This is a genomic window from Mycobacterium florentinum (genome assembly GCF_010730355.1).
Taxonomy (GTDB): Bacteria; Actinomycetota; Actinomycetes; order Mycobacteriales; family Mycobacteriaceae; genus Mycobacterium; species Mycobacterium florentinum.
In genome coordinates, this window is record NZ_AP022576.1 from 1,849,391 (window position 1) to 1,873,349 (window position 23,959).

General features: G+C 67.8%; 21 protein-coding genes. 2 read left to right on the forward strand and 19 right to left on the reverse strand.

Going from position 1 to position 23,959, the window contains the following annotated elements:
- Window positions 1-92: 92 nt before the first annotated feature.
- From gatB to gatC, 7 genes are all read right to left on the reverse strand, one after another.
- Entirely contained in the window at window positions 93-1,604 is a 1,512-nt protein-coding gene (gene gatB / locus G6N55_RS08570; protein WP_085226210.1) for an Asp-tRNA(Asn)/Glu-tRNA(Gln) amidotransferase subunit GatB, read from the reverse strand.
- Between the two features lie 73 nt (window positions 1,605-1,677).
- The gene (locus G6N55_RS08575) at window positions 1,678-2,805 is read right to left on the reverse strand and encodes a MinD/ParA family ATP-binding protein (protein WP_085226208.1); all 1,128 of its coding nucleotides are present in this window, start codon (window positions 2,803-2,805) and stop codon (window positions 1,678-1,680) included.
- A 65-nt stretch (window positions 2,806-2,870) separates the two neighbouring features.
- On the reverse strand, window positions 2,871-4,427 hold the full coding sequence (locus G6N55_RS08580; protein ID WP_428838901.1) for a GMC family oxidoreductase: 1,557 nt from the start codon (window positions 4,425-4,427) through the stop codon (window positions 2,871-2,873).
- Between the two features lie 176 nt (window positions 4,428-4,603).
- Window positions 4,604-5,584 (reverse strand): AraC-like ligand-binding domain-containing protein, encoded by a 981-nt coding sequence (locus G6N55_RS08585; protein WP_139827059.1) that lies wholly within the window; start codon window positions 5,582-5,584, stop codon window positions 4,604-4,606.
- 46 nt (window positions 5,585-5,630) lie between these two features.
- A complete protein-coding gene (locus G6N55_RS08590) occupies window positions 5,631-6,662 on the reverse strand; it encodes an ATP-dependent 6-phosphofructokinase (protein ID WP_085226202.1) in 1,032 nt (343 codons plus the stop codon).
- A 54-nt stretch (window positions 6,663-6,716) separates the two neighbouring features.
- Window positions 6,717-8,204 (reverse strand): Asp-tRNA(Asn)/Glu-tRNA(Gln) amidotransferase subunit GatA, encoded by a 1,488-nt coding sequence (gatA, locus tag G6N55_RS08595; RefSeq protein WP_085226200.1) that lies wholly within the window; start codon window positions 8,202-8,204, stop codon window positions 6,717-6,719.
- Complete coding sequence (gatC, locus tag G6N55_RS08600; protein WP_085226199.1) at window positions 8,201-8,500, reverse strand: Asp-tRNA(Asn)/Glu-tRNA(Gln) amidotransferase subunit GatC; 300 nt, start codon at window positions 8,498-8,500, stop codon at window positions 8,201-8,203. The genes gatA and gatC overlap by 4 nt, the downstream gene beginning before the upstream one ends.
- Window positions 8,501-8,605: 105 nt before the next feature.
- Between gatC and G6N55_RS08605 the strand changes: the two genes are divergently transcribed.
- Complete coding sequence (locus tag G6N55_RS08605) at window positions 8,606-9,262, forward strand: ACT domain-containing protein (protein ID WP_085226197.1); 657 nt, start codon at window positions 8,606-8,608, stop codon at window positions 9,260-9,262.
- 1 nt (window position 9,263) lies between these two features.
- On the opposite strand, the gene G6N55_RS08610 is transcribed toward G6N55_RS08605, so the two are convergent.
- The 5 genes from G6N55_RS08610 to G6N55_RS08630 form a co-directional block, all read right to left on the reverse strand.
- Window positions 9,264-12,179 (reverse strand): MMPL/RND family transporter, encoded by a 2,916-nt coding sequence (locus G6N55_RS08610; protein ID WP_085226195.1) that lies wholly within the window; start codon window positions 12,177-12,179, stop codon window positions 9,264-9,266.
- A complete protein-coding gene (locus G6N55_RS08615) occupies window positions 12,176-12,607 on the reverse strand; it encodes an MmpS family transport accessory protein (RefSeq protein ID WP_179968132.1) in 432 nt (143 codons plus the stop codon). Before G6N55_RS08615 ends, G6N55_RS08610 begins: the two co-directional genes overlap by 4 nt.
- 171 nt (window positions 12,608-12,778) lie before the next feature.
- Window positions 12,779-13,390 (reverse strand): TetR/AcrR family transcriptional regulator, encoded by a 612-nt coding sequence (locus tag G6N55_RS08620; protein ID WP_139827058.1) that lies wholly within the window; start codon window positions 13,388-13,390, stop codon window positions 12,779-12,781.
- A 36-nt stretch (window positions 13,391-13,426) separates the two neighbouring features.
- Complete coding sequence (gene ligA, locus G6N55_RS08625; protein ID WP_085226192.1) at window positions 13,427-15,511, reverse strand: NAD-dependent DNA ligase LigA; 2,085 nt, start codon at window positions 15,509-15,511, stop codon at window positions 13,427-13,429.
- 34 nt (window positions 15,512-15,545) lie between these two features.
- Window positions 15,546-16,559: a uroporphyrinogen decarboxylase/cobalamine-independent methonine synthase family protein gene (locus G6N55_RS08630; protein WP_085226190.1), complete on the reverse strand. Its 1,014-nt coding sequence runs from the start codon at window positions 16,557-16,559 to the stop codon at window positions 15,546-15,548.
- 150 nt (window positions 16,560-16,709) lie between these two features.
- Between G6N55_RS08630 and G6N55_RS08635 the strand changes: the two genes are divergently transcribed.
- Window positions 16,710-17,303 (forward strand): sensor domain-containing protein, encoded by a 594-nt coding sequence (locus G6N55_RS08635; RefSeq protein ID WP_179968133.1) that lies wholly within the window; start codon window positions 16,710-16,712, stop codon window positions 17,301-17,303.
- A 36-nt stretch (window positions 17,304-17,339) separates the two neighbouring features.
- On the opposite strand, the gene G6N55_RS08640 is transcribed toward G6N55_RS08635, so the two are convergent.
- The 7 genes from G6N55_RS08640 to G6N55_RS08670 form a co-directional block, all read right to left on the reverse strand.
- Window positions 17,340-17,615 (reverse strand): DUF4190 domain-containing protein, encoded by a 276-nt coding sequence (locus tag G6N55_RS08640; RefSeq protein WP_085226187.1) that lies wholly within the window; start codon window positions 17,613-17,615, stop codon window positions 17,340-17,342.
- Window positions 17,616-17,716: 101 nt separating this feature from the next.
- Window positions 17,717-18,793 carry a tRNA 2-thiouridine(34) synthase MnmA gene (gene mnmA, locus G6N55_RS08645; RefSeq protein ID WP_085226185.1) on the reverse strand — a complete coding sequence of 359 codons (1,077 nt, stop codon included), beginning with the start codon at window positions 18,791-18,793 and terminating at the stop codon, window positions 17,717-17,719.
- The gene (locus G6N55_RS08650; RefSeq protein ID WP_085226183.1) at window positions 18,790-19,968 is read right to left on the reverse strand and encodes a cysteine desulfurase family protein; all 1,179 of its coding nucleotides are present in this window, start codon (window positions 19,966-19,968) and stop codon (window positions 18,790-18,792) included. The genes mnmA and G6N55_RS08650 overlap by 4 nt, the downstream gene beginning before the upstream one ends.
- A 34-nt stretch (window positions 19,969-20,002) precedes the next feature.
- Complete coding sequence (locus tag G6N55_RS08655) at window positions 20,003-20,833, reverse strand: lysophospholipid acyltransferase family protein (protein ID WP_085226181.1); 831 nt, start codon at window positions 20,831-20,833, stop codon at window positions 20,003-20,005.
- The gene (locus G6N55_RS08660) at window positions 20,830-21,690 is read right to left on the reverse strand and encodes a GNAT family N-acetyltransferase (RefSeq protein ID WP_085226179.1); all 861 of its coding nucleotides are present in this window, start codon (window positions 21,688-21,690) and stop codon (window positions 20,830-20,832) included. The genes G6N55_RS08655 and G6N55_RS08660 overlap by 4 nt, the downstream gene beginning before the upstream one ends.
- Window positions 21,691-22,102: 412 nt before the next feature.
- Window positions 22,103-23,059, reverse strand: a complete 957-nt coding sequence (locus G6N55_RS08665) for an electron transfer flavoprotein subunit alpha/FixB family protein (protein WP_085226177.1) — start codon at window positions 23,057-23,059, stop codon at window positions 22,103-22,105.
- 28 nt (window positions 23,060-23,087) lie between these two features.
- Window positions 23,088-23,879, reverse strand: a complete 792-nt coding sequence (locus tag G6N55_RS08670; RefSeq protein WP_085226176.1) for an electron transfer flavoprotein subunit beta/FixA family protein — start codon at window positions 23,877-23,879, stop codon at window positions 23,088-23,090.
- Between the last annotated feature and the right edge of the window lie 80 nt (window positions 23,880-23,959).

Below are 23,959 nucleotides of genomic sequence, written 5' to 3' on the forward strand. Positions count from 1 at the left end.
GCGAGCTGGGGCACCTCCCGCTCGCGAGCGTCACGGTACGGCGGAAATTGGGCCGATTATTGTCCCTGGCGTTACGCTCGCGCTTCCAAGCGCTAGGCCTGTCCGCAGGCGGCCAGTACCAGCTCACGCACCCGGGCCGCGTCAGCCTGACCGCGGGTGGCCTTCATGACCGCGCCGACGATCGCGCCGGCGGCTTGAACTTTGCCGCCGCGAATCTTTTCCGCCACATCGGGATTGGCGGCCAGGGCCTCGTCGACCGCGGCCTGGGTGACGGAGTCGTCGCGCACCAGCGCCAGACCGCGGTCGGTCATCACCTGCTCGGGTTCGCCCTCTCCGGCGAGCACACCCTCGACAACCTGGCGGGCCAGCTTGTTGGACAGCTTGCCCTCGTCGACCAGTGCGATCACCGCGGCGACCTGGGCGGGCGTGATGGCCAACTCGTCCAACTCGATGTTCGCCTCATTGGCCTTCTGCACCAGGAAGTTTCCCCACCAGGAACGCGCCTGGGTGCTGGACGCGCCGTGCTTGATGGTCGCGGTGACCAACTCGACCGCGCCGGCGTTGACGAGATCGCGCATCACCTCGTCGGATACCCCCCACTCTTCCTGAATCCGCTTGCGGCTCAACCAGGGCAGCTCGGGGATCGTCTGGCGTAATTGCTCGACCAGTTCGCGGCTGGGCGCGACGGGTTCCAGGTCGGGCTCGGGGAAATACCGATAGTCCTGCGCGGTTTCCTTGGCGCGGCCCGCGCTGGTGGTGCCGCCGGCCTCCTGAAAGTGCCGGGTTTCCTGGGTGATTGAGCCGCCGGACACCAGAACGGCGGCCTGGCGCTGCATTTCGTAGCGCACCGCGACCTCGACGCTTTTCAGCGAGTTGACGTTCTTGGTCTCGGTCCGGGTGCCGAACTCGGTCGCACCGGTCGGCTTCAGCGAGACATTGGAATCACAACGCATCGACCCCTGGTCCATCCGGACGTCGGATACTTCCAAGGCACGCAACAAGTCTCGCAATGCCGTCACGTAAGCCCGGGCGATCTGCGGCGCGCGGGCCCCGGCTCCCTCGATGGGCTTGGTGACGATCTCGATCAGCGGCACGCCGGCGCGGTTGTAGTCGATCAGCGACGTCGTCGCGCCGTGGATGCGTCCGGTCTCGCTGCCCAGGTGGGTGAGCTTGCCGGTGTCCTCTTCCATGTGCGCGCGTTCGATCTCGACCCGCCAGGTGGTGCCGTCTTCCAGCGGCGCCTCGAGGTAGCCGTTGATGGCGATCGGCTCGTCGTACTGCGAGATCTGGTAGTTCTTCGGCATGTCCGGGTAGAAGTAGTTCTTTCGGGCGAACCGGCACCACGGCACGATCTCGCAATTCAGTGCCAGCCCGATGCGAATCGCCGACTCCACGGCCGCCTGGTTGAGCACGGGCAGCGAGCCGGGCAGCCCCAGGCACACCGGGCACACCTGGGTGTTGGGTTCGGCGCCGAAGGTGGTGGAGCAGCCGCAGAACATCTTGGTCGCGGTGGACAGCTCGACGTGCACCTCCAGCCCGAGCACGGGATCGAAACGAGCGATGACGTCGTCGTAATCCAGCAGCTCGGCGGAAGTCACAGTCATGGAAAAGATCCTAATGGTGGCCGGGCGAACCGCAGGGCCGGGCACATTGGCGCACGCTCACGACGAGCGGGGTTCACGCCGGGGCAGCCCGCCCCACGGGCCTGCCGGCGGCAATGTCGCCCACCGCGGCCGCCATCTCTAGATAGGCGCGGCGGCTCTGGTTGCTCAGCCGGTCAAGCCCGAGTTCCTTGCCCTCGCGGATGTGCCGATCGAATGGCAGCACGACGGTGGCGGCGACGCGAGCCGACAACGACTCGAGTTCCTTGCTGGCCACGCCGTCCAGCTTGGCCGGCTCGGTGTAGTTCAAGGCAAGCACCGTCGAGTGCATCAAGCGCCGATATCCGTTGTTCGACAACCACTCCAGTGTTGTCCTGGTCTTGCGCACCGCATCGATGGAGGTCCCGCTGACCACCACCAGGGCTCGCGCCTCGGGCAGAACGGCGTCCATCACATGAGAGTTGATCGCCTTGACGCAATCCACCAGCACCACCGAATAGTGTTTGCGCAGAATCGAGAATGCCTTGGCAATGTCCTGGCGCTCCAGCCGCCAGTCGGTGCGGCCGTAGTCGGGCAGCCCGAGCACCTCCAGGCCGAAGCTGTTCATGTGGGTGTGCGCCCGCACCTGCGCATACCGGGTCACCGAATCGCGGGCGAGCAGATCGGCCAGGCTCAGCGGGTTGCGGCGACCGTGGCGCTGCGCCAGGTCGCCGGCGTCGATGTCGACGGCGAGGACGCGGTCGCCGCGCGCCTGCGCCAACGTCGATCCGAGCGCCTCGACCACCGCGGTCTTGCCGACGCCACCCTTGAAGTTCAGCACCGCGACCGGAAACGCGCCGCCGACGGCGGCACCGATGCGTTCCCGCAGTTGCTGTTCGTACACGGCGTCCTTGCCCGGGCCGACGTCGATGCCGGTCACCCGGCGGAGCACCTCGCGCCAGCCGGGCCCGCTCGGCCTCGCGTTGTCCCGGTGGTCCAGGCCGTCGAGGGCGGTCCCGCCCAGCGTGAGTTCGCGGCGAAACGGCGCGACGCGCCGCGCCCGGATCAGCAGGGCGGGCGTCGGGCGCCCGGACGGACGGTTGCGCGGCTCGGGCACCGTGGGTGCCGTCGGGTCGGCGTCGGTGCGCCAACGCGGTGGGCCCGCCGGATACACCGGAGCGGCGGGCAGGGAATTGACGCCGCGAACCCCTTCGCGGTTACTCATAGCCGCTGGGGTAGCCGTTTCGGCCCGCCAGCTAAACCAGAAGACGGTGCGCGCCGCGGCGGGGGTTAGACCCGGTGGGCTTTCTTGAGGATCCGCGCGGCGCGTTCCCCGATGACCACACAGGGCGCCATGGTGTTGGTAATGGTGATCTGCGGCATGATCGAGCCGTCGGCCACCCTGAGGTTCTCGATTCCGTAGACCTTGAGATCGCCGTCGACAACCGACATCGCATCGCGGCCCATTTTGGCGGTGCCGACCTGGTGGAAAAATGTGGTGGCCGCGTCCCGGACGAACTCTTCCAGTTCTTTTCCCCGCAGGTTGCCCGGCATGACTTCGCGTTTCACGTACGGGCGCAGCGGCGCGCTGTTGGCGATCTCGCGGCACCACTGCACGCAGGCGACGGCCTTTCGCACATCGTCGGGATCGGCCAGCGTGTTGTCCTCGATGCGGAGCGGATCCGTCGGGCCGGGCCCGCCCAGCCGCACCCGGCCCCGGCTCTTCGGATGGGCAATCGCGGCGTGGAAGGTCCATCCCGTTTCGGGAAGGCCGAACCGGGCCGCCGTCTTGTCGGTGGCATAAGGCATCTCCACCTGCCAGGCGAAGACGTCCGGATGGGTGAGCCCGTACGCCTCCGTCTGACCCAGCACGACGACTTCGGCCGCATTGTTGCGCGGTGGTTGCGGCTCGCGGTACTCCCAGATGCAGTCGAAGGCAACGTGGTCTTGCAGGTTGCGGCCGACGCCGGGCAGGTGTTGGCGCACCGGAATCCCGAAGCGGCCCAGCTCGTCTTGATCTCCGATACCGGAGAGCATCAGCACCTTGGCCGTGTTGTTCGCGCCCAGCGACAGCACGACTTCGGCGTCGGCATCGACGCGGTGGGTCGCCCCGTGCTGGCGAATTTCGACGCCAACCGCCTTGCCGTCCTCGACGACGACCCGCTGCACGATCGCATGGGTGAGGACGGTGAGGTTGGGCCGGTCCATCAACGGGAAGACATATGAGCGAAACACGGACTCCCGCTGGCCATTTCGGATCCGGACATCACCGAGCGCCGCGCCTGCGGTAGCCTCCATCAGCCGCCCGTTGGCGGACGGGTACACCTTGGTGCCGGTGGCCGACGCCGCATCGAGCGTCGCCAGCGCCAGCGGGTTGGGGTCCGGTGGCGGCTGGACGAAAACGGGCCCGCCGCTTCCGCGGTAGGCAGGATCCGGGTCGCCCTGCCAGTCTTCGATGTCTCGATAGATGCCGAGCACGGACTCGTAGTTCCATGCCGTATCCCCGGCTTCGGCGGCGAAATGGTCCCAATCGTCGCGGTGGGCCCGGATCCACGCCATCACGTTGATGCTCGAGCTCCCGCCCAGCACCTTGCCCATCGAGTAGGCGATCGAGCGGTCGTTGATGTGCGGGTTCGGTTCGCCGGCGAAGCCCCAGTCACGCTCGGAACCGAGGTTGGCGGGCCATTGTCCGGGGGCGACGACTTCGGCGACGTTGTCGTCGCCGCCGGCCTCGACCAGCAGCACGTCGGCATCGGGGTTCTCGGCCAACCTGCGCGCGACAACCGAGCCCGACGAACCCGAACCGCACACGATGAAGTCGTAGCGCGGCTTCAGCGCGGCCGTCAGCCTGCCCTGGTTCGCCGCGACACGCGTGGCCAGCGTCCGGTCCACGTTGAATTCGATTGCCGTGTCTCGCATTTCCCCCCCGCGTGTGGCGTTTTCTCTCTCACCGCCCACTATCGGCCGCTCCCCGATGCGCGTCTTGCCCGCGCGCGCCAAGAACTTGCCGACTCGCGCAGCGCTCAGCTCAACGCCCAGGCGCGGTACTCCCGCGGCGAAAGGCCGTGCGCGGCCTTGAACAACCGGGAGAAGTGCGCGGCATTGACCAGGCCCCAGCGTGCACCGATCACACCGACCGGAACCGCGACCAACTCGGCGTTCGCGAGGTCCTTGCGGCAGTGCTCGATCCTGCGGTTCCTGATCCACTCGGTGACGGTGTGACCGTCGGTTTCGAACAGCCGCTGCAGCTGGCGAAGCGAGAGGTGAAACGCCGCCGCGATCGCCATCCCGTCCAGCCCGGGATCGCCGAGGTTTCGTTCGACGAAGCCGAATATCCGCAGCATCAAGTCGGGTTGGACCCGACTGCGCCCCTCCGGACGCGCCCGCGCCAACTGCTCGCACAGCGACGCCTCGAGCATGTCGAACAGCGCATCGGCCAACCGGATGCTCGCGGTCTGGGGTTCTTTGATGGTTTGGCGGCCGAGCTCGACGAGGAAGGGAGCCAGCAGCGCGCCCGCTCCCACCCGACCGTCGAAACGTCGAGCCGTGAGCCGGGACAGTTGCGCCGGCGGGATCCGCACCAATTGCCGCGGCAGTATCGCGCTGTACATGTGGAAATCCCCGCTCACCGCGAAATCGAACGGTCGGGTGGTGTCGTAGAACACATAGTCGCCCGGCGACAGGTTTGCCTGGCGGCCGTCCTGACTGATCACGCAGCCACCCGCGACATGCACGGCGACCTTCAGATACTCGGGACCGTGGTGCTCGATGAGCTGCGGGGCCGCGCGCGACAGCTGGCGGGGAGTGCGGCGCAACACGATGTCACCACTGAAGTGCAGCCGGTTCATCCGCACCGTGCCGAGATTGGACGTTTCCACTTTTGCCCGGAAGGAGTCGGCATCGCCGATCGACAGCGCCACCGGAACGAAGGTGTCGCCGACCAGCCGGTGAACCGTCTCGACGCGCGCCGCCGCCGTCGGCCGCACGCATTTACTGTCGGTCATGAACCGTGCAACGCCTCGTCCGCGCGGTTTGTTCACCGCCCGGATGTCAGCCGAAGAAGGCGGCGGCCTCGTCGTGGCGGGCCTCGGGCACCAGCTTGAGGTGGCGCGTCGCGTCGGCCAGCGAGACCCGGCCGATGTCCTGCCCTTGCAACGACACCATCTGGCCGTATTCGCCGGCGTGCGCGGCGTCGGCGGCGTTGACCCCGAACCGGGTGGCCAGCACGCGGTCGTAGGCGGTCGGGATACCGCCGCGCTGCACATGGCCCAGCACGGTCACGCGAACTTCCTTGTTGATCCGCTTCTCCACCGCAACGGCCAGCTGCTGGGCAATGCCGGTGAATTTCTCGTGGCCGAATTCGTCAATCCCGCCCTCCCGCAACGGGATCGAACCAGGGATCGGCTTGGCTCCCTCGGCCACCACGCAGATGAAGTGCGAATCCCCGCGCTGGAAGCGGCGTTTGACGAGCCGGCACACATCCTCGATATCGAAGGGCTGCTCGGGAATCAGCGTCATGTGCGCCCCGGAGGCCAGCCCGGCGTTCAACGCGATCCAGCCGGCGTGGCGGCCCATCACCTCCACCAGCATCACCCGCTGGTGAGACTCGGCGGTGCTGTGCAGGCGGTCGATGGCGTCGGTGGCCACGGTCAGCGCGGTGTCGTGACCGAAAGTCACGTCGGTGCAGTCGATGTCGTTGTCGATCGTCTTCGGCACGCCGACCACGGGAACGTTCTCCTCCGACAGCCAGTTCGCGGCCGTCAGCGTGCCTTCGCCGCCGATCGGGATGAGCACATCGATGCCGTTGTCGTCGAGGGTCTGCTTGATCTGGTCCAGCCCGGCGCGCAGCTTATCGGGGTGCACGCGGGCGGTGCCCAGCACCGTCCCGCCCTTGGCCAGCAGCCGGTCGTTGCGGTCGTCGTTCTGCAGCTGGATGCGCCGGTTCTCCAGCAACCCGCGCCAGCCGTCTTGGAAACCGACCACCGATGAGCCGTACCGGGCGTCGCAGGTGCGCACCACCGCCCGGATTACCGCGTTAAGCCCCGGACAGTCGCCGCCGCCGGTGAGAATTCCGATCCGCATCTGTTCATCTTGCCCGCACCTGCGCTCCACGGCGCGATGTGGGGCACCGCACAGCTAAACCGTCGGCGCCGCCGGCAACGGTCCGCGCGCCGCCTCGTAGGCGGCACCGACGCGATAGAGGCGGTCGTCGGCCAGCGCCGGCGCCATGATCTGCAGACCCACCGGCAGCTGGTCATCCGGCGACAGCCCCGACGGCACCGACATCCCGCAATGGCCGGCCAGGTTCAGCGGCAGTGTGCACAGGTCGAACAGGTACATGGCCAGCGGATCGTCTACCTTCTCCCCCAGCCGGAACGCGGTGGTCGGGGTGGCCGGCGACACCAGAACGTCGACGGATTTGTAGGCCTCGTCGAGATCGCGGGCGATCAGGGTGCGCACTTTCTGCGCCTGGTTGTAGTAGGCGTCGTAGTAGCCTGCCGAGAGCGCGTAGGCACCAATCATGATGCGGCGCTTGACCTCTGGTCCGAAGCCGGCGGCCCGGGTCAGTGCCATCACTTCCTCGGCGCTGTGACTACCGTCGTCACCGACCCGCAGCCCGTAACGCATCGCATCGAAGCGTGCCAGGTTGCTCGACACCTCCGACGGCAGGATCAGGTAGTAGGCCGCCAGCGCGTAATCGAAGTGCGGGCAATCGACTTCGCTCACCTGCGCGCCCAGCGCGGTCAGCTGCCGCACCGCCTCCTCGAACGACGCCAACACTCCGGGTTGGTAGCCCTCGCCGCGCAGCTGGGAGACCACACCGATCCGCACGCCCTTCAGATCGCCGGCCGCACCGGCCCTGGCGGCGCCGACCACGTCGGGCACCGCGGCATCGATGGAGGTGGAGTCCATCCGGTCATGGCCGGCGATCACCTGATGCAGCAGCGCGGTGTCCAGCACGGTGCGCGCGCAGGGGCCACCTTGATCCAGCGACGACGCGCAGGCCACCAGGCCGTAGCGGGACACCGTGCCGTAGGTGGGCTTGACCCCGACGGTCGCGGTCAGCGCGGCGGGCTGGCGAATCGAGCCCCCGGTGTCGGTGCCGATGGCCAGCGGCGCCTGGAAAGCGGCCAGGGCCGCCGCGCTGCCACCGCCCGAGCCACCGGGCACCCTCTCGAGGTCCCACGGGTTACGGGTGGGGCCGTAGGCCGAGTTCTCCGTCGACGAGCCCATCGCGAACTCGTCCATGTTGGTCTTGCCCAGGATCGGGATGCCGGCCGCGCGCAGCCGCGCGGTGACGGTGGCGTCGTACGGCGAACGCCAGCCCTCCAGGATCTTGGAACCGCAGGTCGTGGGCATGTCGACGGTCGTGAACACGTCTTTGAGCGCCAACGGAACGCCGGCCAGCGCCGAGGGCAGCCGCTCACCGGCCGCCACCGCTTCGTCGACCGCGGCCGCCGCCGAGAGCGCTTCGTCTGCGGCGACGTGCAGAAACGCGCTGTAGCGGTCGTCGGTCTCCGCGATCCGGTCCAGGCAGGCCTGGGTGATCTCGACCGACGACAGCTCCTTGGTGGCGACCTTGGCGGCCAGCGTCGCGGCGTCGGATCGGATGATCTCGTTCACTCGCTGTCCCCCAGGATCTGCGGGACGGCGAACCGGCCGTCGACGGCCTCGGGCGCCGCGGCCAGCGCCTCCTGCTGGGTCAGGCACGGCATGATCTCGTCCGGGCGGGTGACGTTGACATCCTTGAGCGGATTGTCGGTCGCCTCGACGCCGGTGACGTCGACCGCCTGGATCTGGCTGACGTGGGTCAGGATGGCGTCGAGTTGGCCGGCGTAGCTGTCCAGCTCGGTATCGGTCAACGCCAGCCGGGCCAGCCTGGCCAGGTGCGCGACCTCGTCGCGGGAGATCTGGGACACGAGCGAAAAGCCTAACCGGAATGCCGCCGCCACCTTGGACCGCGCCCCGCCCGCGCCCCGCGCTGCGGAAATGCCGTCGGCGCGGCTCTGTGCAAAAGTGGGCGCGTGCCGTCGTATCTGTTGCGCATCGAGCTCGTCGACCGCCCGGGAAGCCTGGGCGCGCTGGCGGTGGCGCTCGGTTCGGTGGGCGCCGACATCCTGTCGCTCGACGTCGTGGAGCGCAGCGCGGGGTACGCGACCGACGACCTGGTCATCGAACTGCCCGCCGGCGCGATGCCCGACACGCTGATCACCGCGGCCGAATCGCTGAGCGGCGTGCGGGTGGACAGCGTGCGCCCGCACACCGGGCTGCTGGAGGCACACCGCGAGCTCGAACTGCTCGACCACGTCGCCGCCGCCAAGGACAACGAGGAGCGGCTGCAGGTCTTGGCCGACGAGGCGCCCCGGGTGCTGCGGGTGAGCTGGTGCACGGTGCTGCGCGGTTCCGAAGGGGAGGTGCAGCGCCTCGCGGCCAGCCCGGGCGCGCCGGAAACCCGCGCGGTGTCGGCTCCCTGGCTGCCGATCCAGGAGGCCGCGACGCTGGACGGCACCGCCGACTGGGTGCCGCAGGCCTGGCGCGACATGGACATCACCATGGTCGCCGCGCCGCTGGGCGACCCGCACACCGCGGTGGTACTGGGCCGTCCGGGTCCCGAATTCCGGCCGTCGGAGGTGGCCCGCCTGGGTTACCTGGCCGGGATCGTCGCCACCATGCTGCACTGAATCAGCGCGCCGAGGCGGTGGCCTTGGGCGCCACCGTGTCACCGTCTTCCCACAGCAGCAGCTGACGAACCGCCGGACGCGGACCGTAAGGCCGCAGCATGGTGCTGGCCGGACGCGGGCGCACCACTTGGGGCCACCAGAACCAGCGCCCGAGCAACCTCGCGATAGAGGGCGTCATGAACGAGCGCACGATCAGCGTGTCGAACAACAAGCCGAGACCGATCGTGGTGCCGATCTGACCGAGCACCTGAAATCCGCTGAAAACAAACGCACACATGGTCACGGCGAACACGATGCCCGCCGAGGTGACCACCGAGCCGGAGCCGGCCATCGCCCGGATGATGCCGGTATTGAGGCCGGCATGGATCTCCTCCTTGAATCGGGAGATCAACAACAGGTTGTAGTCGGATCCGACCGCCAGCAGCAGGATGATGGCCAGCGCGAGCACGACCCAATACAGCTGAATGCCGAACAGGTACTGCCACACCAGAACTGACAACCCGAACGAGGCCCCCAGCGAGAGCGCGACCGTGCCCACGATGACCACGGCGGCGATCAGGCTGCGCGTGATGATCATCATGATCAGCAGGATCAGGCTCAGCGCGGCGAATGCCACGATCAGCAGGTCGTATTTGGCACCGTCCGCGATGTCCTTGTATGTCGCCGCGGTCCCGCCGAGATAGATCCCGGCATTCGCCATCGGCGTGCCCTTCAACGCCTCGTGCGCGGCCTTAGCGATCGGATCAATGTGCGAAATGCCTTCGGGCGTCGCGGGATCGCCGTCATGCGTGACGATCATCCGAGCGGCCTTGCCGTCGGGTGAGAGGAACAGTTTGAGCCCGCGCTTGAAGTCGGGGTTGTCGAACACCTCCGGCGGCAAATAGAAGGTGTCGTCGTTTTTGGCCGCGTCGAAGGCCTTCCCCAGCGCGGTCGAGTTTTCCAGCGCGAGCGCGTTCTGCGCGTAGATGCCGGACAGCGTGGCGTAGTTCGCCAGGGTCAGATCGCGATTGGTCTCCTGGCTTTGAATCTGGGGCGGTATCAACGCCACCAGTTTCGGTTGCAGCGCGTCGAGCTTATCCAGGGAAGCCGTGAGGTTTTCGAATTTCTCGGTGAGCTGGTCGATGCCGTCGAGCGCATCGAACAGCGATCTGAACGCGAAGCACGCCGGAATGTCGTAACAGTGCTTCTCCCAATAGAAATAGCTGCGAATCGGCCGGAAGAAATCGTCGAAGTTCGCGATCTTGTCGCGCAGGTCTTTGATCGTGGCGAGCGTGTCGTGGAAGCTTTCCGTCTCGTCGTGGGTGGTGCCGGCCAGCTGCTGCTGTAGGACGAACTGCTGTCTCAAGATGTCGATCGTCTTCGATAGTTCGTTGGCCTGCTTGAGGGCGTCATCGGCCCGATCTCGTTGGTAGGTCAGGTTTTGCTGCTGCGCCGCGCTCTGATTGCTGACCACGAACGCGAGCGAGCTGTGCACGAGCGGGGTACCCAACGGCCGGGTGATGGTCTGCACCTGCGCGACCCCGGGGACGTGGAACACGGCCTTGGCGACCTTGTCCAGGATGAGCATGCTCTCCGGGTTACGCATGTCGTGGTCGGTTTCGACCATCAGCAACTCGGGCTCCAGCCGGGCCCGCGAGAAGTGCTTCTCGGCGGCCGTGTAACCGATATTGGCCGGCGCGTCGGCCGGCATGTAGGGACGAGTGTCGTAACTGGTCTTGTATCCGGGCAACGCGATCAGGCCCACCAGGGCCAGCGCGCACGCGGCCGCGAGAACGGCGCCGGGCCAACGGACGATCGCGGTGCCGATGCGCCGCCAACCGCGGGTTCTCATCGCCCGCTTGGGGTCGAAGATGCCCGCCTTGGACCCAAGGAAGAGGATCGCGGGGCCCAGGGTCAGTGCGGCGAACAGCGCCACGAGCACGCCCAAAGCGGCTGGGATACCCAGACTTTGGAAGTAAGGAAGCCGGGTAAAGCTCAGGCAGGCCGTCGCGCCCGCCACGGTGAGCCCAGATCCCAACACGACGTGGGTGGTGCCGTGATACATGGTGTAGAAGGCATTTTCGCGGTCCTCACCGGCCTCGCGCGCTTCCTGGTAGCGGCCCGCGAAAAATATCGCGTAGTCCGTTCCGGCGGCGATCACCAGCAGCGTCATGATATTCGTCGCATAGGTCGACAACCCGATGATTCCCTCGTTTCCGAGGAAGGCGACAAGACCTCGGGCGGCGGACATTTCGATCATGACCGTGCCGAGAACCAGCAGCGTGGTCAGCACCGAGCGGTAGACGAAGAACAACATCACCGCGATCATCCCGATGGTGATCGCGGTGACCTTGGCCGTCCCCTTGCTGCCCACGTCGAACTGATCGGAGATCAGCGGCGCCGCGCCGGTCACGTACGCCTTGACGCCCGGTGGCGGCTTCATGTGGTCGATGATGTCGCGAATCGCGCCGACACCCTCGTTGGCCAAAGCCGAGCCCTGATTGCCGGCGAGGTTCACCTGAACATAGGCGGCTTTGCCGTCGCTGCTCTGCGATCCCGCCGCGGTCAGGGTGTCGCCCCAGTAGTCCTGGACATGCTCGACGTGCTTGTGGTCCTGCTCGAGCTTGCGGATCATCTCGTCGTAAAAGCGGTGGGCGTCCGCGCCGAGTGGCTTGTCGCCTTCCAGCACGATCATGGCCGAGCTGTCGGTGTCGAACTCGTGGAACGCTTGACCGATGCGCTTAATCGCCTTGAGCGACGGGGCATCTGGCGAGTTCAGCGCCACGTTGTGGGTCTTGCCCACCTCTTCCAGCTGCGGCACCGCGATGTTCGTCAGGGCGGCGAGCGCCACCCAGAAAAGCAGGATCGGCAGCGCGAGCCGGCGGATGTTGCGCGGCACAAAGGGCCGCGTCTGCTGTTCGTTGGTTTGGTTGCTCATCCCGACTTATCCAGACAGAAGGTGTAGGCGTCAACTTTGTTGACGGTCCGTTGGTCTTTGACTTCACCGTTGACGATGATGCGGCACCCGAGGGTGTCTCCAGTGCCTTGCGCCACGACATTGGCCACGACCGCGGGCTCCGTCGTGGTGATCGTGAACGACCACGGCAGCGGCGCGTTCTTCACTTGCTGCGGCTGGGCATTGACGTCGAGGTAGTTGATCGTCGCCGTCGCGCCCGGGGCGCCGAAGACCTCGAGCACCACCGACTTGGGGTTGAACGGCACGATCTCGTTGGCCAGACCGCTGTTGGCCCGCGTGTGATCCTCGGAGCCGAAGATTCCGTGTAGGCGATAGATGCCGAATCCGGCGACGGCGACGACGAGCACCGAGACCACCACGATCCAGCCCTGCCTGAGCAGAGAGGACATTGAAACCGCCTTCACCCGTCGGCCTTTCGATGGTCGGGGCGTTCTCGATCACTCTAGGACTACGACCGTTGCCTCGCGCGAACGCGATCGACCGGTATCACAGTACGGTACTGGACCGTACTGTACAAGAGACGCGGCCGTACACATTCATCGGCTTCATCGGGCGCGGGGTTACCCGCTGGATCGGGTCAGGCCCGGAATCAGGAAGTGGTCCACGAGCAGCTGCACCGTGCGACGCGTGGGCGGCCGGTCGGGAATGATGGACCGGAAGATCAGGTAGCCGGGCAACAGATCCCAGAGCTCATCATCGGCGATGACATCCTGGCTGATCTCGCCACGGTCGACAGCCAGTTGCAGCACGTGCCGAATCAAGGCCTTGCGTTGCTTGAGGAACTGCTCCTGCAGTGCGTCGTTGAGCGCGGGGTGCCGCGACACCTCGACCATCACCGCGCGGATGGTGCTGGCGTGCTGGCGCCCGTGCTCGCCGCAGGCTTCCCCGAGACCGATCAAGTCGCCACGCAATGTCCCGGTATTCGGCGGGACCGCGATCTCGCGGACGCCTTCGATGAAGGCGGCCAGCACCAATTCGGCTTTCGAGGGCCAGCGCCGATAAACCGTGGCCTTGCTGGCGTGGGCGGCACTGGCGACCGCGTCGATCGTCAGCTGGTCGTAGCCGTGTTCCTGCAGCAGCTCCAGTGTCACCGCCAGCAGTTCGGCCTCGCGTGGAGACCATGGCGATGGCTCCGTGTACTGCTCGGCCGTCTGGGTCATAGCGCCCACCATAGAGCCGCAAGGGCAGTACGGACCAGTACTCCGCTGTTAATCGGCTGTGTTGTCGGGCGCCGGGCCGTCGGCCAGCAGCCGGCGAAACCCGTCCTCGTCGAGGATCGGCACGCCCAATTCCACCGCCTTGTCGTACTTCGACCCCGGCGAATCGCCGGCCACGACGTACGCGGTGTTCTTCGATACCGACCCCGCGGCCTTGCCGCCGCGGGACACGATGGCCTCCTTGGCCTCGTCGCGGGAGAACCCGTTCAGTGAGCCGGTGACCACGATGCTCAGCCCGGCCAGGGTGCGCGACGTGCTGGCGTCTCGCTCGTCGGCCATCCGCACGCCGGCCGCGTGCCATTTGTCGACGATCGCGCGGTGCCAGTCGACGGTGAACCATTCGGTGACCGCGGCGGCGATGGTCGGCCCGACGCCCTCGACCGCGGCCAATTCCTCCGTCGACGCCGACTTGATCGCGTCGAGGCTGCCGAACTCCGTCGCCAGGGCGCGCGCGGCCGTCGGCCCGACATGCCGGATCGACAGCGCCACCAGCACTCGCCACAGCGGCTGCGCCTTGGCCTTGTCGAGGTTGGCCAGCAGCCGCTTCCCGTTGGCCGACAGCGTGCCGGCCTTGGTGGTGAACAGCTCGGTGCGCAGTAGGTCGTCCTCGGTGAGGGTGAACAGGTCGCCCTCGTCGGTGATCACCGCGGCGGCCAGCAGCGCGGTGGCGGCCTCGTAGCCCAGACCTTCGATGTCGAAGGCGCCGCGGCCGGCGACGTGAAATACCCTCTCCCGCAACTGCGCTGGGCAGGATCGGGAGTTGGGGCAACGGATGTCGGCGTCGCCCTCCTTGGCCGGGGCCAGCAGGGTGGCGCACTCGGGACATTGTGTGGGCATGACGAATTCGCGTTCGGTGCCGTCGCGCAGATCGGCGACCGGACCGAGCACTTCGGGAATCACGTCGCCGGCCTTGCGGATCACCACGGTGTCGCCGATCAGCACGCCCTTGCGCTTGACCTCGGAAGCGTTGTGCAGGGTGGCCATCCCGACCGTCGACCCGGCGACCTTGACCGGTGTCAGGACGGCAAATGGTGTCACCCGCCCGGTCCGGCCGACGTTGACCCGGATGTCGATCAGCGTCGTCTGCACCTCTTGGGGCGGGTACTTGTAGGCGATCGCCCAGCGCGGGGCGCGCGAAGTCGACCCAAGCCGGCGCTGCAGTGCGACGTCGTCGATTTTGACGACGACACCGTCGATTTCGTGGTCGACGTCGTGGCGGTGCTCGCCCCAGTAAGCGATCCGTTCCAGCGCGCCGGCGGCGTTCTCCACCCGCGAGGTGTGGTCGGAGACGGGCAGGCCCCAGGCGCCCAGCGCCAGATAGGCCTCGTGCAGGGAGGACGGCCGGAAACCCTCGGTGTGCCCGATGCCGTGGCAGATCATCCGGAGCTGGCGGCGAGCGGTCACCGCGGGGTCCTTCTGCCGCAGCGAGCCCGCGGCACTGTTGCGCGGGTTGGCAAACGGCACCTTGCCGTCCTCGACCAGCGCGGCGTTGAGCGCTTCGAAGTCGGCGACCCGGAAGAACACCTCACCGCGGACCTCGAGGACATCGGGGATCGGGTAGTCGTCGGTGGCCGTCAGCCGTTCCGGCACGTCCTCGATGGTGCGCGCGTTGAGCGTGACGTCCTCGCCGGTGCGGCCGTCGCCGCGGGTGGCCGCGCGGACCAGCCGGCCGGCGCGGTAGACCAACGCCAGCGCGACGCCGTCGATCTTGAGCTCACACAAGAAGGGCACGTCGTTGCCGACCTCGGCGTGGATGCGCGTGGCCCACACGCCGAATTCCTCGGTGCTGAACACGTTGTCCAGCGACAGCATCCGTTCCAGGTGCTCGGCCGAGGTGAAATCGGTGGCAAATCCCGCGCCGCCGACCAGCTGAGTCGGCGAATCGGGGGTGCGCAGCTCGGGATGCTGCTCCTCGAGTGCGGCCAGTCGCCGCAGCAGCTCGTCGAAATCCGCGTCGGTGATGATCGGCGCATCCCGCACGTAGTAGCGGAACTGGTGTTCGCGCACCTCGTCGGCCAGTTCGCGCCATTGCCGGCGAACCTCGGGTGGGACGGGGTCAGCTTCTGGCGAACTCACCTTGGCAGGCTATCGAAGGCGCCCGACAGCGTTGCTAGATGGCGTCGGGATCCTCGGCGAACGCCTCCGCGGCCTTGCGGGCCAGCTCGATCGCGGTCCGGGCCCACTGCGGCGTCGCGGCGGCCAGACCGCAGGCCGGAGTGACGCCGATGCGCTCCCGCAGCGCCGAACGGCCGAACCCGAGCCGATCGGTCACCGCGACGACGGCGGTGGCCACCTCCTCGGCGGCCGGCCGCTTATCCGGAGCAGTGGCGGCGACCACGCCCAGCATCACGGCGCGACCCGATTCGACGAAGGCCGCGACGCCGTCGAGGTCGGCGGCCCGCAGCATGGCGACGTCGACCGATATCGCGCTAATTGCACTGCGCGCCAACAGATCCCACGGCAATTCGGCCGCACAGCTGTGCAACATCACCTCGGTGCCCACCGCCTCGGCGCAGCTGTCGAGCAGCGGGCCGGCCACCGATTCGTCGAGCGCGGCAACCGGACTCAGCGCGGTGACCCCGCTCAGCCGGCCACCCAGCGCGGCGGGCAACGACGGCTCGTCGAATTGCACCACCACGGGTGTGTCCAGGCGGCGCGACAGCGCCGCGCGATGGACGGCGACGCCCTCGGCCAGCGATGCCGTCAGGTCACGCAGCGCGCCGGGGTCGGTGATTGCCCGGTGGCCGTTGGACATCTCGAGCCCGGCGGCCAGCGTGATCGGGCCGGGTGCCTGGACCTTGACCACCCGTCCGCCGCCGCGCAGGCCGGCCGTCTCCCAGGCTTCCTCGATGGCGTCCATGTCCTCGTCGAGCAGGCTGACCGCCCGGCGGGTCACCGCGCCCGGCCGGGCGACGATGCGGTAGCCGCGCGGCACGGTGTCGATCGCCACGTCGACCAGGAGCGCGCCCGCCCGACCCAGCAGGTCGGCACCCACTCCCCTGGCGGGTAGCTCGACGAGGTGCGCCATCGCGGCGCCCAATTCACCGACGACGACCTCCGCCGACGGCCGTGCCGCGGTACCGGGCCACGAACCCACGCCGGTGGCGGTCGCGAAAACATTCACCGGGCAACCGTATTCGACGTCACCCTGCGCCCCGCTGGCCAGGGTGTGTTGACGTCGGCCGACGCGACTATTCTCAGGAGTTTAGAGGGGTGCAAAACGGTGTGGCGCAGGGCGAGGTTCGCGTGGCCGCTGCTGATATGTGGCGCGGTGATGCTGACTGCGGCGTGCACCCGGGTGGTGGATGGCACGGCATTGCCGGGGTTTACCGGCGGCGCCCGGGGTATCCGCGGGGTTAATGTCGACACAATTCTGCTGGACCAGTCGCGGATGCAAGCCATCACCGGCGCCGGCGAACACCTGTCGATCATCCCGTCGATGGACGGCAGCGCTCCGGTGGACATCGACACGCTCGCCGAAACCACGCCGCGGCCCTGCCGCTTCCTCTTCGCCGAGACCGCGACGTTTGGTCCCGATATCGAAGAGTTCCACAAGACCACGTTTCAGGATCCGCCCGACGGCGCCCTGATCTCCGAGGGCGCCGCGGCCTATCGCGATGCCGAGACCGCGCAACACGCCTTCACCGCGCTGGTCTCGACCGTCACCGACTGTGCCGGCGGCTCGACCGGCCAGCTGTTCGTCGGCGACTGGAAGGCCGACGCCACCTCGCTGCATCTGGGACCGGGTGGCTGCGGCCGCGACTATCGGGTGCTGTCGGTGGCGTTGCTGGAAGTGACTTTCTGCGGCTTCCCGCAGTCGGTGTCCGACATCGTGATGACGAACATCGTCGCCAACTTCCCGCGCTGACGATCCGGTGTCCTTGTCCGACAACGATTTTCGCTGTCACCAGTGTGCCGTGGTCTCCAATTCGAAGTTGGGGTGGCCGTATTGGATCCACATCGCGACATGCAGGGCGGTAACGGCCGCCGAGACGGCCAGGGCGGTGAGCGCCAGCGCAAACCCTCGCTGCGAGCGATGTTTGACCTGCCACATTCCCACGAGGGCGAGAACGCTGCTCAAGATCGGGCTGGCGTACATGCCCATGATGCTGAGTACGAAGGCCGCAACGGCAAGGCCGTTGGTCTGTGCTTCCTGCGCTGTGATCTGGTTCTCGTTCATCGTCTCTCGTTCCTTCCCCGTTCGGGGGTCAATGCATTACGAGACGAATGTTCTCCGCAAGCTCTTGGAGGATCCTTGGAACGCGAAAGCGGGTGTGGAAATCAGCGCGACGTGCGGGCGATGGTAGCGCTGCCGAGTACTTCGTCGCCGGCCGAATCCGGGCGGTACAGCACGACGGTCTGGCCGCACGCCACCCCGCGCACCGGGACGCGCAACCGCACGCACAGCTCGTCGCCGACCAATTCGGCCACCGCACTCGCGGTTTCACCGTGGGCGCGCACCTGAACCTCGCACTCGATCGGGCCCCGCGGGGCGGCTCCGGCGGTGAAGACAGGATCCCGTCCCGTCAGCGCATGCACCTCGAGATCGGCGGCGCTGCCGACGTGCACCGTCGCGGTGTCGGCATCGATGGCCGTCACGTAGCGCGGCAGACCGTCCGGCCCGGGGCCGGCGATGCCCAAACCCTTGCGCTGCCCGATCGTGAAACCGTGCACCCCGTCGTGATTGGCCAGCACCGCGCCGTCGGAACCCACGACGTCGCCCGGGCGAACGGCGATGCGCTCCCCCAGAAAAGCGCGGGTGTCCCCCGACGGGATGAAGCAGATGTCGTGGCTGTCCGGTTTGTCCGCGACGGCCAGGCCGCGCCGAGCCGCCTCCGCGCGGATCTGCGGCTTGGGGGTGTCGCCGATCGGAAAAGCGGCGTGGCGCAACTGCTCCGCGGTCAGCACGGCCAGCACGTAGGACTGGTCCTTGTCATGGTCGACGGCCCGGCGCAGCCGGCCTTCCGACAGCCGGGCGTAGTGGCCGGTGACAACGGTGTCGAAACCCAGTGCCACCGCGCGCGCGGAAAGTGCGGCGAACTTGATCCGCTGATTGCAGCGCACGCACGGGTTGGGCGTCTCGCCGCGCGCGTAGGACGACACGAAATCGTCGATCACGTCTTCGGCGAACTTCTCCGCGAAATCCCAGACATAGAACGGGATTCCGAGCACATCGGCCACGCGGCGCGCGTCGGAGGCGTCTTCTTTCGAGCAGCAGCCCCGCGAGCCGGTGCGCAGCGTGCCGGGCGCCGACGACAACGCCAGATGCACGCCGACCACGTCGTGTCCGGCATCGACCATCCGAGCGGCGGCGACCGACGAATCGACGCCACCGCTCATCGCGGCAAGAACTTTCACCCGGATGCTCCCGCGGCGGCCAGCGCCGCCCGCCTGGCCCGATCCACCGCGGCGGGCAGCACCCGCAGCACCTCGTCCACATCGGCGTCGACACTGGTGTGCCCCAACGACAGCCGTAGCGATCCCCGCGCGGTGGCGGCGTCGGCGCCCATCGCGATCAGCACGTGCGAGGCCTGCGGGACGCCCGCGGTGCACGCCGACCCGGTCGAGCATTCGATTCCGTTGGCATCCAACAGCATCAGCAGCGCGTCGCCTTCGCAGCCGCGGAAGGTGAAGTGGGCATTGCCCGGAAGCCGCGACACGAATGACCCATTGACACGGACATCGTCGATCTCGGCCAGCACGCCCTCGACCAGCCGATCGCGCAGCGCGCGCAGCCGTACGCCGTTGGCCTCCAGGCCGTCGACGGCCAGCCGCATCGCGGCCGCCATTCCGACTGCACCGGCGACATCCGGCGTGCCGGAACGGATGTCACGCTCCTGTCCACCGCCGTGCAGCAGCGGCGCACAGGCCACGTCGCGGCGCAGCAACAGGGCGCCCACCGCCTGTGGACCGCCGAACTTGTGCGCCGCAACGCTCATCGCCGAGAGCCCGCTGGCGGTGAAGTCGACGGGCAGCTGACCGACCGCCTGTACGGCGTCGCTGTGCATCGGGACGCCGAATTCGGCCGCGACGGCGGCGAGCTCGGCGATGGGCATCACGGTGCCGACCTCGTTGTTGGCCCACATCACCGAGACCAGCGCGACGTCGTCATGGCTCTGCAGCGTCTCGCGCAGCGCCGGGGCCGACACCGATCCGTCGGGTGCGGTGGGCAGCCAGGTCACCTGGGCGCCCTCGTGCTCGACCAGCCAGTCGACCGAATCCAGCACCGCGTGATGTTCCACCCGGCTGGTGATGACGCGCAGCCGGCGCGGATCGGCGTCGCGGCGGGCGCGGTAGATCCCCTTGACGGCCAGGTTGTCGCTTTCGGTGCCGCCCGCGGTGAAAATCACCTCCGACGGGCGCGCACCCAGCTTGTCCGCGATCAGCTCGCGGGACTCCTCGATGCGGCGCCGGGCCGTGCGGCCGCTGGTATGCAGCGACGAGGCGTTGCCGACGGTGCCGTACACGGCCGTCATCGCCTCGATGGCGGCAGGGTGCATCGGGGTGGTGGCGGCGTGATCGAGGTAGACCATGACGCGCCCCAGGATACCGGGCCGGGCCGAACCCCTAAGCGGCCAGCTCGTGGCGTTGACCTGGGCGCCGCGCCACCCCGACGCCCACTGCCGACTGAGAGCGGCGAGCCAGGGCGCGGCGATCGGTGCCCGGCAGCTGCAGAGATTCCACGTGAACATGCGCCAACGTGCGGCGCTGGGTGATCAACCGGCCCATCGCCGCCAGCAAGGTGTCGTCCCCGACGAAGGCCGGCGCGGTCGAAAGCAGGCCGTCGACGTGGTGATATGTCAACCGAAGCGGCTGGACCGGGCGACCGGAGTCGATCGCGGCCTGGAACATCGCCGGGTAGAACGACCCGCAGGCCACCCCGCACCACGTGGTGCCCTCGGGAAAGGCCACCACGGTCTGGCCGGCGCGCAGCCGCTCCGCCACGGCATCCACCACCCCGGGCAGCTGCCGCAGGCTGGCCCGGTCGATCGGAATGATCTTCAGCAGCCGCGCCGTGAGCTCGCCGAACATGTCGGCGCGCGCGACGTACCAGCCGGGCAGCACCGCACCGATGGCGAAGACGTCCAGCCAGGACATGTGCGGCCCGACCACCAGGACGCCGCGCAGGTTGCGGATCGGGGCGCCGGACACGCTGATCCGGATCCCGAAAACCCGCAGCACCATCTGGCAGTAGAACCGCCGGATCCGCAGCTGCGCGGGCGCCGGCACCAGCGCCAACGGCGCCCCCAGCACCAGCAGCACCACCAGCATGAGGCGAAGCGTCACCCGCAGCACCACCAGCCACCGCGGCGACGCGGGGGCGACACCCACACAGGTGCTGTCGCACGTCGCGCGCGGCAGCCAGGCGTGGTCGGTGGCGACCGCGGGAGCGTTCATCGGTCGCCGCCCGCCATCTCCGAAGCCGCCGATACCGATCGCAGTCGTCGCAGATATCGGGTATCGGCCTGGCGTTTGTCCAGCAGCACGCAGAAGTCGCCGACACCGAAGTCCGGGTCCAGGGCGGGCTCGCCGCAGGATTTGGCGCCGAGCCGCAGGTAGCCGCGCATCAGCGCCGGAACCGAGGGCCGCGCCGGCGGCGCGATCTCGTCGAGAGACTTGCCGTCCACCACCACCGGCCGGTGCGGGTACACCCGGTACTCCGGCGGCGCGGCGTGCCGGCTCCGCACGAAATCGCGCACGCCCCGAAGCTGGCTGCCCGCCGCGTCCCCACCCGATTCGAGGTCGCTGTCGCTGCCGATCGGCACCGACACGCACCCGATCACGTAGTCGTAGCCGTAGCGGTCCAGATAGGCCAGGATCCCCGCCCACATCAGCAGCACGACGCCGCCGTTGCGGTGGCCGTCGCGGACCACGGCGCGGCCCATCTCCACCAGTGACGGCCGCAGCGGGTCTAGCGCACCAAGGTCGAATTCCGTCGCGGTGTAGAGGCCCCCGGCCGCAATCGCACCCGACGGCGCCAGCATCCGGTAGCAGCCCACCAGCTCGCCGGTGTCGTCGTCACGGACCAGCAGGTGGTCGCAGAACTCGTCGAAGCGGTCCACGTCCCGGTCGCCCGCACCCGATTCCGGCAGCGCGAAACCGGGCGTGCTGGTGAACACGTCGTAGCGCAGCCGCTGTGCCGCCTCGACCAGACTGGGGTCGGTGGACAGCAACAGCGAGTAACGCGGCCCAGAAGAGCTGGTCGCAGCTCCGTCCGGCCTATCACTCGGTATCAGGACAGAAGCAATGCTCATGTCAACAACGTGGCGCAATCGGGGAGCGAATCGGCATCGACGCTATGACGTGTTGGTGCACGCAAGATGACGAAATGTGTTGTACACGCTTGTTGGTTAGTGGGTCTGCTTGCGCGTATTCGTATGAGCGGCAACGCAATAAACACCTGCACGTCTCTCGCTATTAACGTGCTCGCCAACTTCGAGACCTGCCACCGGCGCGATATCCCGCATCGACTGAAACGCGAATTATGTTCGTAGCCAACGGTTCTCCGCGATGTTACGGTGATACAAGGTCTAATGAGCGACTTTCGGCTCCGATATCACCCGCGATGTCGGAATCGAAATGACAGTGGCGGTCCGGACCCGTTGTGGTGGTGGAAATCACGAAAAAGCCCCCGACGCCGGGCGCGGGGGCTTTTTCGTTGGAAGATCAGCCCTTGCGAGCCTTGATCGCGTCGGTCAGCTGAGGGGCAACCTTGAACAGGTCGCCCACCACGCCGTAGTCGGCGATCTCGAAGATGGGCGCCTCTTCGTCCTTGTTGACCGCGACGATGGTCTTCGAGGTCTGCATGCCCGCACGGTGCTGGATCGCACCCGAGATGCCCAGCGCGATGTAGAGCTGGGGCGAGACCGTCTTGCCGGTCTGGCCGACCTGGAACTGGCCCGGGTAGTAGCCGGAGTCGACGGCGGCACGCGACGCACCGACGGCCGCACCCAGCGAGTCCGCCAGCGCCTCAACCACATTGAAGTTCTCCGCGCTGCCGACGCCGCGGCCACCGGAGACCACGATGGTGGCCTCGGTCAGCTCCGGGCGGTCGCCCGCGACCGCGGGCTCGCGAGCGGTGATCTTGGTGGCGTTCTCCGCGGCGGCCGGCACCTCGACGGTGACCTGCTCACCCGCTCCGGCCGACGGCTCCGCCTCGATCGCACCGGCCCGCACGGTGATCACCGGGGTGTCACCGTTGGCCTGCGCCTCGACGGTGAACGCGCCACCGAAGATGGAGTGGATGGCCTTGTTGCCCTCCTTGACGTCGACCACGTCGACCAGCAGGCCAGAACCGAGCCGGGCCGCGAGCCGGCCGGCGACCTCTTTGCCGTCGGCGTTGGCGGCCAGCAAAACCGCTGCCGGAGAAGCGGATTCGACCAGCGAGGCCAGCACGTCGACGACCGGGGTGACCAGGTACTTGTCGACGTCGTCGGACTCGGCGACGTAAATCTTGGCGGCGCCGGCTTCCTTGAGTGCGTCGGCCAGCGGCGCGGCCGTGCCCGGGGCACCGACCACGACGGCGGACGGCTCGCCCAAAGCGCGAGCGGCCGTGATCAATTCGGCGGTGACTTTCTTCACCGCGCCTTCAGCGTGCTCGACGAGCACCAGTACTTCAGCCATGGGTTATCTCGCTCTTCTCGTCAGTGGGTTAGATGATTTTCTGGCCGACCAGGTACTTGGCGATCTCGTTGCCGCCTTCACCCTCGTCGGTGACCTTCTCACCCGCGGTCTTGGGCGGCTTCGGAGTCGACGACAGCACCGTCGACCCGGCGTTGGCCAGGCCGACCTCGTCGCCCTCGACGCCGATCTCGGCCAGGGTCAGCACCGTGACCTCTTTCTTCTTGGCGGCCATGATGCCCTTGAAGGACGGAAAGCGCGGCTCGTTGATCTTCTCGGTGACGCTGACCACCGCGGGCAGCGTGGCCTCGAGCGTGAACAAGCCGTCGTCGGTCTCGCGCTCGCCGGTGACCTTGTCGCCCTCGATGGACAGCTTGCGCAGGTGGGTCAGCTGCGGCAGGCCCAGGTACTCGGCGATGATCGCCGGGACCGCACCGCCGGTGCCGTCGGTCGCCTCGTTGCCGGCGATGACCAGCTCGGTGCCCTCGATGGTGCCCAGCGCACGGGCCAGGGCCCAGCCGGTCTGGATCACGTCGGAGCCGTGCAGGCCTTCGTCCTTGAGGTGAACGGCCTTGTCGGCGCCCATCGACAGGGCCTTGCGGATGGCTTCGGTGGCGCGTTCCGGACCGGCGGTCAGCACGGTCACCGAGCCCTCGCCGCCTTCCCGCTCCCGGATTTGCAGGGCCTCTTCGACGGCGCGCTCATTGATCTCGTCCAGCACGGCGTCGGCGGCCTCGCGGTCCAGCGTGTAGTCGCCGTCCGTCAGCTTGCGCTCCGACCAGGTGTCTGGGACCTGCTTGATCAGGACCACGATGTTCGTCATGAGTGTGGTTCGTCCTCCTCGACGGAGTCTCGCAGCAGTCAGCCACGAGACTTTCAATACGCGTTTTGCAGCGCACGGTC

Bases quoted from the DNA above. Each gene is read 5' to 3' on its own strand.
- G6N55_RS08655 (WP_085226181.1), bottom strand. From the start codon at position 20,833: ATGAACGCTCCCGCGGTCGCCACCGACCACGCCTGGCTGCCGCGCGCG.
- G6N55_RS08575 (WP_085226208.1), bottom strand. From the start codon at position 2,805: ATGAGTAACCGCGAAGGGGTTCGCGGCGTCAATTCCCTGCCCGCCGCT.
- G6N55_RS08665 (WP_085226177.1), bottom strand. From the start codon at position 23,059: ATGGCTGAAGTACTGGTGCTCGTCGAGCACGCTGAAGGCGCGGTGAAG.
- G6N55_RS08660 (WP_085226179.1), bottom strand. From the start codon at position 21,690: ATGAGCATTGCTTCTGTCCTGATACCGAGTGATAGGCCGGACGGAGCT.
- G6N55_RS08650 (WP_085226183.1), bottom strand. From the start codon at position 19,968: ATGGTCTACCTCGATCACGCCGCCACCACCCCGATGCACCCTGCCGCC.
- G6N55_RS08635 (WP_179968133.1), top strand. From the start codon at position 16,710: ATGCTGACTGCGGCGTGCACCCGGGTGGTGGATGGCACGGCATTGCCG.
- G6N55_RS08640 (WP_085226187.1), bottom strand. From the start codon at position 17,615: ATGAACGAGAACCAGATCACAGCGCAGGAAGCACAGACCAACGGCCTT.
- G6N55_RS08670 (WP_085226176.1), bottom strand. From the start codon at position 23,879: ATGACGAACATCGTGGTCCTGATCAAGCAGGTCCCAGACACCTGGTCG.
- G6N55_RS08620 (WP_139827058.1), bottom strand. From the start codon at position 13,390: ATGGTGGGCGCTATGACCCAGACGGCCGAGCAGTACACGGAGCCATCG.
- G6N55_RS08615 (WP_179968132.1), bottom strand. From the start codon at position 12,607: ATGTCCTCTCTGCTCAGGCAGGGCTGGATCGTGGTGGTCTCGGTGCTC.
- G6N55_RS08590 (WP_085226202.1), bottom strand. From the start codon at position 6,662: ATGCGGATCGGAATTCTCACCGGCGGCGGCGACTGTCCGGGGCTTAAC.
- G6N55_RS08585 (WP_139827059.1), bottom strand. From the start codon at position 5,584: ATGACCGACAGTAAATGCGTGCGGCCGACGGCGGCGGCGCGCGTCGAG.
- gatB (WP_085226210.1), bottom strand. From the start codon at position 1,604: ATGACTGTGACTTCCGCCGAGCTGCTGGATTACGACGACGTCATCGCT.
- G6N55_RS08610 (WP_085226195.1), bottom strand. From the start codon at position 12,179: ATGAGCAACCAAACCAACGAACAGCAGACGCGGCCCTTTGTGCCGCGC.